Annotated in this window: 9 protein-coding genes; 8 read left to right on the top strand and 1 reads right to left on the bottom strand. The window is 28.7% G+C overall.

The features are described from left to right. Window positions 1-134 precede the first annotated feature (134 nt). The 3 genes from AYC61_RS07535 to AYC61_RS07525 all read left to right on the top strand — a co-directional run bounded on the left by AYC61_RS07535 (window position 135) and on the right by AYC61_RS07525 (window position 5297). A complete protein-coding gene (locus AYC61_RS07535) occupies window positions 135-323 on the top strand; it encodes a zinc-ribbon domain-containing protein (RefSeq protein WP_066499029.1) in 189 nt (62 codons plus the stop codon). A gap of 192 nt (window positions 324-515) precedes the next feature. Then, a complete protein-coding gene (locus AYC61_RS07530) occupies window positions 516-1181 on the top strand; it encodes an HD domain-containing protein (RefSeq protein ID WP_275935223.1) in 666 nt (221 codons plus the stop codon). Between the two features lie 681 nt (window positions 1182-1862). Then, window positions 1863-5297, top strand: coding sequence for a pyruvate carboxylase (locus AYC61_RS07525; RefSeq protein WP_066499017.1), 3435 nt, complete (start codon window positions 1863-1865; stop codon window positions 5295-5297). 103 nt (window positions 5298-5400) lie between these two features. On the opposite strand, the gene AYC61_RS07520 is transcribed toward AYC61_RS07525, so the two are convergent. After that, a complete protein-coding gene (locus AYC61_RS07520; protein WP_202906812.1) occupies window positions 5401-5904 on the bottom strand; it encodes an SEC-C metal-binding domain-containing protein in 504 nt (167 codons plus the stop codon). A 474-nt stretch (window positions 5905-6378) separates the two neighbouring features. Here AYC61_RS07520 and AYC61_RS07515 point away from each other — a divergent pair, with 474 nt between their 5' ends. From AYC61_RS07515 to AYC61_RS07495, 5 genes are all read left to right on the top strand, one after another. Further along, complete coding sequence (locus tag AYC61_RS07515; RefSeq protein WP_066499010.1) at window positions 6379-7218, top strand: hypothetical protein; 840 nt, start codon at window positions 6379-6381, stop codon at window positions 7216-7218. A 458-nt stretch (window positions 7219-7676) separates the two neighbouring features. Further along, window positions 7677-8600: a hypothetical protein gene (locus AYC61_RS07510; protein WP_066499001.1), complete on the top strand. Its 924-nt coding sequence runs from the start codon at window positions 7677-7679 to the stop codon at window positions 8598-8600. A 388-nt stretch (window positions 8601-8988) separates the two neighbouring features. Next, entirely contained in the window at window positions 8989-9969 is a 981-nt protein-coding gene (locus tag AYC61_RS07505; protein ID WP_066498998.1) for an HNH endonuclease signature motif containing protein, read from the top strand. A 70-nt stretch (window positions 9970-10039) separates the two neighbouring features. Then, entirely contained in the window at window positions 10040-10576 is a 537-nt protein-coding gene (locus tag AYC61_RS07500; protein WP_066498990.1) for a GNAT family N-acetyltransferase, read from the top strand. Between the two features lie 281 nt (window positions 10577-10857). Further along, window positions 10858-12624: an SH3 domain-containing protein gene (locus tag AYC61_RS07495; protein WP_066498987.1), complete on the top strand. Its 1767-nt coding sequence runs from the start codon at window positions 10858-10860 to the stop codon at window positions 12622-12624. Window positions 12625-12832 lie beyond the last annotated feature (208 nt).

The raw sequence follows: 12832 nt of genomic DNA, 5'->3' as shown, positions 1-12832 counted from the left end.
ATTTTCTATGAATAATCTGGGATTATAGTTCTATGTAGCTTAGTATTTAAATTATTTGAAGCAAAATTTGGTAAAAGAATATTTGTGTATAGTGTATATACGTCTGTAAATTAAATAATTGGAGGATTGCCAAAATGTATAGTGATAAGAAAATAATCTGTAAAGATTGTGGTAATGAATTTATTTTTACTGCAGGAGAGCAAGAGTTTTATGCTGAAAAAGGTTTTGATAATGAGCCAGTAAGATGTAAAGATTGTAGAGCTAAAAGAAAAGCTAATAGAAATAATAGAAGCCAAAGAAATAATTATTCTAATAGAAGATAATCGTATAAGATAGACAATATTATTATTTAAATAGTATTGTTTATTTTTTTGCAAAAAACTAAATTTTAATAAGTGAATAGTTACTTTTAATACCATATGATACATTTGTAAAATGAAGTTAAAGTTTACAATAGACACATTTTGGATTATAATTAGAACATAAGTTCGAACCAATAATTGGAGGGGGATAAGGTGAAAGAATATAAACACATTAAAGATATCGTAACCAAAGAATTGTCATGTTCTGCACATAATATGGATCATGTAATGAGAGTTTTTAACTTGTGTAAACTAATAGCTGATAGTGAAGCAAATGTTGATAGAGATGTTTTGTTTATATCTGCATTATTACATGATATTGCTAGAGTAAAAGAAAGTAAAGACAATACAGGAAATGTAGACCATGCTGTACTAGGCAGCGAAATGGCTGAAGAAATTTTAAAAGCTTTGAATTATGATGATAAAATGATAGAAAAAGTAAAACATTGTATAGTATCTCATAGATTTAGAAGTGGACATATTCCAAAAACAATAGAAGCAAAGATATTATTTGATGCTGACAAACTGGATGCAATAGGAGCTATTGGTATCGCTAGATGCTTTATGTTAGCTGGACAATTTAAGCAAAAGATAAATATTCAAGAACCAATAGAAGAATATATAGAGAATAATGTTGTAGAGAATGGAAGACTAAAAGATGTAAGTAAGCATTCTCCAATAATAGAATATGAAATGAAGTTCAAAAAAATTCCTTCAAGAATGTTTACGAATAAAGGAAGAGAAATAGCTGTAAAAAGACTGAGTTATATGGAAGGTTTTTTTAATAAGTTAAAAAACGAAAGTAACGGACTAGAATAAAATTAACCAAAATTCAAAATAACCTAATTATATTAACTAAAATCAAAAAATACTTAAACAAATTAGTAAGTCGTAGAAAAACACATGTCTTTCAACAAAATTTGTAAATATCAACACATTTTATAATTAAATAATGTATAATAATAAATACAGCTTAGTTATTTGCAATAAAGACTAAGCTGTAAGAAGATAACCCAAATCTTAGATTTTATGTTAGTAGCTTACTTATATGAAATGACTGAGTAAGAGTTCTATTCTAAAAAATTATCTATGACAATTTATCAAATTAAAATACTAAAGTAGAGTTTAACCCTGATTATTCGTCTAACTCCCGATAATATGCTGTAAGTTTCTGAATTATGAGCAGAGAACCTAAATTATAATTTAGTGTGAATCGCTTACTCAGACGAAGTAATGAGTCTGAGATACATCTATAATTTATAAGTGAATTCGAAGGCATACCGAGTTGGTATGTCGAGAAATTAATGAACATCTTCTAATCAGAAGGATGCAGTAGAGTATTTAATTTTCTATGAATAATCTGGGTTTAATAATAAAAATTTAATTATAATTATTTTATTGCTATTGTTAATAATTTCATAAGGATTAATTATTAAATTGTGTTAAATAATGATATAAAAACAAATATAGCAAAAGATATAATAGAGGAGGTATGAATATATGATCAAAAAATTCAAAAGAGTTTTGGTTGCAAACAGGGGAGAAATAGCTATAAGAGTATTTAGAGCCTGCAGTGAATTAGGGATTAGAACTGTTGCGATATATTCTGAAGAAGATAAATTATCCTTATTTAGAACTAAAGCTGATGAGTCTTATTTAATTGGTAGAAATAAAGGACCAGTAGATGCATACTTAAATATTGATGAGATATTAAATCTAGCACGTAAAAAGGGTGTGGATGCAATACATCCAGGGTACGGATTTTTATCTGAAAATCCAGAATTTGCACGTAAATGTAAAGAAGCTGGGATAGAGTTTATAGGTCCAACACATGACATGATGGATAAGTTAGGTGACAAGATTAAATCTAAAATAGTAGCTAAAAGTGTAGATGTTCCAACTATACCAGGTGTAAAGAAGCCCATTAAATCTGATGAAGAAGCTATTGAATTTGCAGAGTATTGTGGATATCCAGTTATCTTGAAGGCAGCAGCTGGTGGCGGCGGCAGAGGCATGAGAATTGTTAGAGATAAGAAAAATCTATTAAGCGAATTTAGAAGTGCTAAAAATGAAGCAAAAAAAGCCTTTGGAATTGATGATATTTTTATAGAAAAATATATTGAGAACCCAAAACATATTGAGGTTCAGATACTTGGAGATAAATATGGTAATATTGTCCATTTATATGAGAGAGATTGTTCAATACAAAGAAGACATCAAAAACTTATTGAATTTACTCCTGCATTTTCTTTGACAGAGGAAAAAAGAAAAAAAATCTGTGAAGATGCAATAAAGATAGCAAAATCAGTTGATTATTTAAATGCTGGAACTGTTGAATTTTTAGTAGATAAACATGGAAATCATTATTTTATTGAAATGAATCCTCGAATACAGGTAGAACATACAATAACAGAGATGGTTACTGGAATAGATATATTACAAAGCCAGATTCTTATTGCTGAAGGATATTCTTTAGACTCTAGTGAAATTGGTATAGGTTCACAGGAAGATGTAAGACCAAGAGGATATTCTATTCAATGTAGAGTTACTACAGAAGATCCATCTAATAATTTTGCACCAGATACAGGTAAAATAGATGTATATAGAACAGGTGGAGGGTTTGGTATAAGATTAGATGGTGGAAATGGATTTACTGGTTCAATCATTAGTCCATACTATGATAGTCTTTTAGTTAAAACTACATCATTGTCTAGAACTTTTAACGATGCAGCAAGAAAAGCAATAAGAGCTATAAAAGAACAAAAAATAAGAGGAATAAAAACTAATGCTGACTTTCTTATAAATGTTCTAAATCATGAAGTGTTCTTAGAAGGAAAGGCAGATACTAATTTTATACAAGATAATCCAGAGTTACTAGATATATCACCAAAAGCAGATAAAGAACTCAGAGTATTGAAATATATAGGAGAAAAGGTTGTTAATGAGACTAGAGGGATTAAGAAAGATTATGATGTTCCAATAGTGCCAAAGGTTGAATACAATAGTGAAATAAAAGGAACTAAACAAATACTAGAAGAAAAAGGAGCTACAGGAGTAGTAGATTTTATTAAGAATCAACAAAAGCTTTTGCTTACTGATACTACTATGAGAGATGCGCACCAGTCTTTAATGGCTACTAGAATGAGAACTAAAGACATGGTTAAGATTGCTAAAGCGACATCAGTACTTGCTAAGGACTTGTTTTCTGTTGAAATGTGGGGTGGAGCTACCTTTGATGTTGCATATAGGTTTTTAAAAGAATCACCATGGGAAAGACTTCATCAATTGAGAAAAAAAATACCAAATGTATTATTTCAGATGCTTTTAAGAGGATCAAATGGTGTTGGATACAAAAACTATCCTGATAATGTTATTAGAAGATTTATTAGAGAAGCTAGCGAATCAGGCATAGATGTCTTTAGAATATTTGATTCATTAAATTGGCTAAAAGGCATGGAAGTTGCAATAGATGAAGTTCAAAAGACTGGTAAAATAGCAGAAGCATGTATTTGTTATACAGGTGATATACTAGATGTTAAAAGAGATAAGTATACACTAAAATATTATATAAAAATGGCTAAAGAAATAGAAAAAATGGGTGTTCATATATTAGGTATAAAAGATATGTCAGCATTATTAAAGCCTCATGCTGCATTTAAACTAATTAAAGAATTAAAAAATGAGATTTCAATACCTATACATCTTCATACACACGATACTAGTGGAAATGGAGTAGCAACGGTATTAATGGCTACAGAAGCTGGTGTTGATATAGTTGATACAGCACTTAATTCTATGTCAGGTTTGACTAGCCAGCCTGCACTTAATTCGATCGTTGCTGCATTAGATAATACTGAGAGGGAAACAGGTATCAAGCTAGACCAAGTACAGAAACTATCAGATTATTGGAGTGCAGTAAGACCTGTTTATAGTGAGTTTGAATCAGATTTAAAATCTGCAACAGCAGAAATATACAAATATGAATTGCCTGGAGGTCAGTATTCAAATCTAAAACCTCAAGTAGTCAGCTTTGGATTAGGTCATAAATTCAATGAAGTAAAAGAGACTTACAAAAAGGTTAATGATATGTTAGGAGATATAATCAAAGTAACTCCATCATCAAAGGTAGTAGGAGATTTAGCTATATTTATGGTTCAAAATGAACTTGATGAAAATAATATATGCACAAAAGGAAAAACAATGGCATTTCCTGATTCAGTAGTTGATTATTTCAGAGGTATGATAGGTCAACCATTAGGAGGATTTCCACAAGATATTCAAAAGGTAGTTCTAAAAGGAGAAAAACCTATCACATGTAGACCGGGAGAACTTTTAGAAGATGAAGATTTTGAGCATATTAGCAAATATTTAGAAGATAAATATGGAAGAAAATTTGGTGAACAGGAGTTATTAAGCTATGCCTTATATCCAAAGGTATTTGAGGATTATCTTAAATATTTAGATGAGTTTGGTGATTTAAGCAGAATGGGAAGTGACGTATTCTTCCATGGATTATATGAAGGTGAAACTTGTGAAGTAGAGATTGAAGAAGGTAAAAGACTTGTTATAAAAATACTTGAGATAGGCAAGTTTGATGATGAAGGAAATAGAAGGATAACTTTTGAAGTCAATGGTAATAGAAGAGAAATAAAAATATATGATAAAGCAGCTAATAAAGCTAAAGCAGAAGCTACTTTTATCCAAATGGCTGACCCTGATAATGATATGGAAATAGGTTCTAGTATTCCTGGGACAGTAGTAAAAATATTGGTTGAAGAAGGAGAAGAAGTAGAGGAAAATCAACCACTAATAGTAATAGAAGCTATGAAGATGGAGACAAATATCACATCAACAGCAAAAGGAATAGTAGATTCTATTATTGTTAAAGAAAGTCAACAAGTTAAGTCAGGTGAATTATTGATTAAATTGGTATAGGATATAAAAAAATATATATATTAAAAAACAGTGTTTACATATTGTTGTTATACAAATATGTAAACACTGTTTTAGTTATATCCTCATTTAATTATAAATGCTACTAGCAGTCTTTACCACAGCATTTTTTATATTTCTTACCACTTCCACAAGGACAAGGTTCGTTACGTCCTATTTTTTTACCTTTTACAACTATCTGAGTCTTATTGTAATCTTTTTTAATTTGTTTTCTTGTTTTTTCATCCAAAATATCTTTCCATTGATCTAAATTAAAAAGCCAAGGAGCTTTTGCAGCTAACATGTTATAATAAAGCTTTTCAAAATTAATGTTAAGACATATAGGTGAATCTTCTGTTAATGCATTTAAGTCAATTTCATCTTCTAAGCTAGAATTAATTCCATCTAAAAAGCCTAGAAAAGTAACAGCATCTATATCATATTTTTCAGCTAATTGAGCAGGAGTTCCTTCTACTTTATTATCCTTATTTTCTAATATACTCTCATAAATTGTTTGTTCTTGCATAAGGTAATCTTGCCAAAACTTCGTAGACTCATCCTTAGATCTTTCCTTATTAGCTAATTCATTCCATTGTTCAAACAAAGTCATAAACTTCATCCTTTCGTTTATCATAATCTTTTGTAATTATATCATAATTGGATATTCAATGCTAGATTTAGTTTTTTATATACATGGAAATTGTATGCGTTTTGAATTGTGGATAGTATAATTTTGCAAGCTACTCGATCTACAAAGTATGAAAATAGAAAATTGACCAATATTCATAGTTAAAAGCAAACTATTTACTATTGTGGAAAATAAGAGTACAATATTATTGAAGGTTGGCTTGCAATGGTTAACTATATATTAGATTGATAGAACATAGGAAGGTTGACGACTATCAAGACAAATACTATGGAGATATATTTAATGTTAAAAAATAGTTTTAGAAAGATACAAAGTTCATTGGATAAAATAGTGAATTAAGGGGGGTTTACTACAGGAGGATTTCACGATTTTGGTTTGTGAATGTAAGAGTTAGGTGACATAGCGCCTTTAATAAAAAGAGATAGGAGAGAAATTATGCGGAAATATTTTAAAAAAAATTTTATAAGTATTGTATCTCTTATAATAACAATTATAAGTTTGTTTTTAGCTTATTATTGGTATACTCAGTCAATAAGCGAAAAACAACCCGTTTTTGCGGTTGACCCTGCAGTTACACAGATACTAAATGCAAAAAATTTATCAATGGCACCTATAAAAGTATTTAAGCAAGATGGAGAACAAATTGTGAATAATATTTATGCAAATAGAGTTTATTTTTGGAATACTGGGAAACAAGCAATTAGGAAAGATGATGTTTTACAAGATATAATACTAGAGATTGATAATGAGTCAGCTGAAATACTTGATTTTAGGATACTGAACATGTCCAGAGAAGTGACCAAATTTAATTTAACTCCAATAGCCACAAATAAACTACTAATAAATTTTGATATTTTAGAAAGAAATGATGGTGCTACTATACAGATTATTTATAGTGCAAAAACAGAGGTAGGTATTAAATTAAATGGAATAATTGAAGGTGTCCAAGACATAAAGTTAGGAAGAAATATTAGGACAGAAATAGTTAGAAAATACTTATTTATATTTATATTTATAATATTTATTGCTATTCTTTTTAATGTTTTGCTAGACTATCTTTTCAGTAAACTTAAAGTTATAGTTATGCAAAAAATTAGTGAAATGGAGAAATTCAGTGCAATAAAAAAAACATTGAAAAACTACAAGCATTTTGAAAAAATTTTTACTTATATAACTCTATTTATTATTTTAGCTGTAATATCATATTTACTAATATATGCAGTTTCACCGAGTTTAATAACAAACGAAATACCATATACAATAGCTCCCAAATAACATAAGGCTTACAATTACCTACCATGTATTTAACGTAATAGTAACGGCAGACTGCGTAAAAACACACAAAAAAATACTAATAAAACATGGTACAAGTATTTAAAAAGTAGTCAATATTAACAGTAAAAGATAAACGTTTACTATTATGGAAAATAAGAAAACAATATTATTACAGGTTCTCTTACAATGTTTAACTCTATATCAGATTGATAGAGCACAGGAAGTCTGACGATATTCAAGTTAAAACACTACGGAGATAAATATAAATGTTAAAAAAATAGTCTTAGAAAGTTATAAAGTTCATTGGATAAATGATTAAGTAGGGGAGTTCTAATACAGGAGATTTCACGAATCAAAGTTTATAAAATTCTTATTATATTAGTAGTATTCACGAACTGTGGTGCGTGAAAGTAAGAGTTACCTAACATTAATTTTCAGTATGATTAGGAGGATTGGAAATGCATAAATACCAATATACAGATACTTTGAAAGAAGAAATTAATTTAATTTGGGAAAAAGTTCAAATTGAAGACAACAGTCATTTGGAAAGAATTAATTTAAGAGATGAAAAAAATGAAATATTTCTAGAATGTAAAATGTTTTTGGATAAGGAGTTGTATTTATGGTCATATATATTTGATATCTCTATAGAATTTATGTACCTATTACATAAAAAATCTTTTGAGTGCTTTAATTATGATAAAGAAAATCAATCACCTGCATTTTCTTTAATTTGTGGTAAGTTAACATCATTACTTTTAGGAATAAAAGAATTGCTAAGTATTGGACATGAAGATAATGCAAGATTACTTAGCAGAACATTTCTTGAATGTGTCGATATCGCTTTGGTTTCTTTGTATGATGAAGCATTTGAAGATTTCATTGTACCTGGAGATGAAATATGTAGTAAAGAGTTTTGGAAAAAGAAAATAGCGTATGGAAAGATAAATAATAAAATAAGACAAGTAATTAATATAGCAGGAATTGATGATGTAGAAATGAAATACTATTTATCTCAAAGAAAGAAAGTTAAAAGCATTTTATCTGATTCAGTACATCTTAGTTCATCAACAATATTTCGTTCTAACTTAATTCCATCAATTAAATACAAGGGGAAGTTAAGTGTTAACTTGTTGGGACATATTAGCACACATACTCCTCAACATATGATGTATATAATAGATGAAGTATTTCATTTTGGTTCAATAATAATAAAATTAATAATGTCAAAAAAATCTCCAAAGTTATTTTCTCAATTTACAGAGATTGAAAATAGTAAAGATTTATTTGTATATTTTCTTTTTTTACAAGAATTAGTAGTTAAGTATGGAGATTGTTTATCAAAAGATTTTGTACATGAATTTAATGAGCTAGTTCCGTAATTAACGGCATATAACAAAATTTTTCCGTTCTCTATGGTGAACCGAGATAAAGGCAGATTTTATACATTTTATAGTGGGTAGGATTCCCACTGATCGAGGTTTAGCAAACCACTCATAGCGAATGTTGGGCATCATCAGTCGAAAAGATAAGAGATATGCTCAACAGTTAATTATTTTTTAAATCATAAAGGTCTGTTCCTTTTGATTTAAAATAGGGAGAGTTTTACTATAGGAGAATTCACGAATCAAAGTTCGTAAATCGTTATAATATTAGTAGTATTCACGAACTATTATTCGTGAATATAAAAGTTAGGCAACATACCAATTACTCTTATTTGTATTTGGTAGTACATTAGAGCAAAATTGAAATAATTAAGAGGTGATAATTTTGATTAAGAATAAAGTTAGAAAGCAAATACCAACTGATATAGCTGCACGAGTGCTATTTTTTGCAGATAGGACATGTTGTGTTTGTCGTACGCCTGGAAAACCAGTTCAAATTCATCATATTGATGAAAATCCAGAGAACAATGATATTAAAAATCTATCAGTTTTGTGTTTGGATTGTCATAATGAAACAATGATTAAGGGCGGATTTGGTCGTAAACTTAATTCCGAACAAATTATTCTTTATAGAGATGATTGGAATAATAAAGTTGCCGAAAAAAGAGCAAGTTATGAATTAAAATTCGATGGTAATAAAATGACAAATGAGAAAGTTGATATTGAACTTGCAACATCACTTGCAGAAATATATAGAGAGAATGAACAATACATAATGCTTGCAATTCACTATTCTTCAATTGGAAATTATGAATTGAGAGATAAATATATTGAAATCGCTATATCAAACGGAGTATCAGAAGGAAGTATATGTTTTTTACGGGCATTACAAAATAGGGCAGACTTAATTCCTGAAAATACAATTAATCAACAACTAGATATATACTTGGAAAATAAGAATTGGTCTCAAAGAGCACGGTTATTGAACGATATTGGGAGGTATAAAGAAGCTACAGAAAATTATATATTAGACGTAAAAGAAAATCTTGGAAATGAAAACATATTTTCTGCTGCATACTATCTTAAAGAACTTGTAGAAGAAGGATTAATTGAAAAATTATTTGAATTAGCGTTAAAAAAGTCAGCTGAAGAAGACGATTTATGGTGGCAAATTAGATCCTTAGAAGAACTAGGATGGTACTCAGAAATTAATGATTTAGTCTTAAAAAATGCAAAACGGATAGAAGAGAGCAATGACTCTATGCTCCTTATTAAACTTGAAATTGCTAGAAAAAACTTTAATAAAGTGAAAGAGATAAGAAAAAATATAGCTCACAGAACAGGAATTGAACAAATAAGTGAATAAAGAATGTAAATCATCAGGGACGGTTCTTTTAATTCATTACAAGAATTAATTATTTTGTGAGGTGAAGCAATTGCGTTTAAAAAAAGACAATATATTAATTCGAGATGTAATATCAAGTGATGCAAAAATTCTATGTAAATGGTGGAATGATGGAGAGATAATGTCTCATGCAGGATTTCCCAATGGTTTAGGAACAACTGTTGAAAAGATAGAAAATCAACTAAAGAGTGACACTGATCAAAAAGGTAGAAGATTGATAATAGAATACGAAAAACAACTTATTGGAGAGATGTCATACAGAAATAAAGGTTCAAAAACTGTAGAGATAGGTATTAAGATTTGCGACTTTACTAAACAGGAGAAGGGATTAGGGACAATCATTTTAAGAATGTTTATAAGAAGTTTATTTGAAGATTATAAATTTGAAAAGATTATTCTTGATACAAACTTGAATAATAAAAGAGCACAACACGTATATGAAAAAATAGGTTTTAAACAAGTAAAAATTAATTATGATTCGTGGAAAAATCAACTTGGTGAACTTCAATCTTCAGTAGATTATGAATTATTAAAAGCTGATTATTTAAGCTACACAAAAGAAGCATAATTATTAATTGGGTTCGACTTCATAGATGAATGTTCCAACTACATCTAGCAATGTGTTGACATTCGTTCAGGAATCATATTCATGGGTAAGTTCTTACACTTTCCTCAACCTAAGCGTGTCCGTCAGCACATTAGCGCTTGGCAGTGCATGAGTACCTTCTTCTAAGGTTAAGAACTTCGTGAATTAAAATAATAAAATGTGCAAATTAAGATGAAAATGAAAAAATAACTTTCATTTGAGATGTTAAAAATGAAGTATTAAGTGTACAAGGAGATAAGGAAATGAAGAAATTTTTAATAGTCTTTTTATTAGTTTTGTGTTGTTTAATGATATTTGCTTGTTCAAAAAATGATAATGACATACAGAATGTAGATATAGGTAGTGAAGAAGATGGAATGAATTTAGATGAAGAAAATAAAGATAGTAATATTATAAATAATAATGAAAAAGATATAATGAATACAAAAGAAGTAGAGGAAAAAAAGAAAGTTAAAGTCATAGTAGAAGTGTTAAATGTTCGTGAAGATAAAACTACTAATAGCGAAATAATAAGTAAAGTATACAAAGATAGCATATATGAGGTGATTGATGAAGGCAAGGATGAACAGAATAGAATTTGGTATAAGGTATATTCAGATTTCGGAGTGATAGGATGGATATCTAGTTGGAATTGTAAGGAAACAAATGAAGATAGTAATGCTAGGATTAAAAGTGAAAAAGGTGAATTGTTGTTTATAGATAAAAAATATAAAGATTTATTTTTAGATATAATACTTGCCGATGATTATTCATTAAATGTATTAATTGATAAGTATGGACACGATTATACGTTTAGAGAAAACTACAGTACTAATACTTATGAGTATAATAATGGTATAAATATAGAAGTATTCAAAGATGGAGAGGTTAGCTATGTACAGATAGATGATAAGAAAATTTATGTGAATAGAACTAAAAAAATATACAGTGATATTTTTGAAAATGATGGTAATGAAATAGTAGTTTTATATGAAATGGGATTATGGTATAAAATGCTGGTATTAGATTCTGAGTCAAAAGATATATTAGGAAACTACGCTATAGGTTACTTAACAGTGGATGATTTTCAAATTGGAGATTTTTTAAATGATGGTAAATTAGAATTATATCTTTATGGTGCAGGGGATGGTGCCATGCAAAGGGATATTTTCAAAGTTGTAGATGATGATTTTGTTAAAGTATATGATATTAATGGATTTGATTTTTATAGAGAATGTATTAAAGCCAGTATTTCTAACAATGATTTGAACTTAGATATTAGTATAGGTGATTACTATTCAAATGAAAAGTATGTTATAGCTGAAAGGGTTTTTTATAATACAAAGGATATAGAAGACAAGAATGAATTATTATCAATAGATTCTGACTGGAATGTTGTAAAAATTGATAATAAATGGTATATAGATATTACATATAAAGTCAACATAATTATGCTTGAATACTATTGGGGACCACCAGATTATAGTGCAGAAAACAATGCTGTAATGTTAAACGATTTAGCAAAAATTAATGTTTTTATTAAATTAGATAGTGGAGAAATAAATATAGAAAATATAGATTATGTTATTAAATATGATGATCCAAACCTTCTTAACAAAGAACCAATGGTTTATGAGGAAGGATTTTTGATTGAAGGTCCTGCTTTGGGGATGAAAATGGAAGAAGCATACGAGTCACTTGGTGGAGATAAAGAGGATTTTGAATATACTGATTATTTTACATTTAATGGTGTGGAAATATCTGAATTTTGTGGAGAAGTGGTAAGCATATTTGTTACTACAGATAGTTATAAGACCCCAAGAGGGTTAAAAGTGGGAGATACTATTGAAAAGGTTGAAAGTTTATATGGAAAGCCAGATATAGGATTTTCGGGGGATGAATGTGTTGAATATAAATCCAGTTATGAATGGAATAATGAGATTCAAGTGAATTTTTATAGTGGGTTAAAAATATATTATGAGAATGGGTTAGTTAGTGAATATGAATTGTATCAAATAATACTTGATTAATAAGTAATCAATAGAGAAGGTTCCTTTTGATTGAATCGTGAATAAGTATAGTTTTACTATAGTTATGTAGATTTGTCATTAAGTTATTTAGGGTAATCTTTGAGGGATATACGATTCATAGTCTTAGCATAGAAGCTATACAAGACATTTTTTTTACTCGGAGATGCCTATATTTTTTTGATTGTAAAATGATGAAAAAATATAGGCA

This window comes from Abyssisolibacter fermentans (assembly GCF_001559865.1).
Classification (GTDB): domain Bacteria; phylum Bacillota; class Clostridia; order Tissierellales; family MCWD3; genus Abyssisolibacter; species Abyssisolibacter fermentans.
This window is presented reverse-complemented; position numbering and strand designations above follow the sequence as displayed.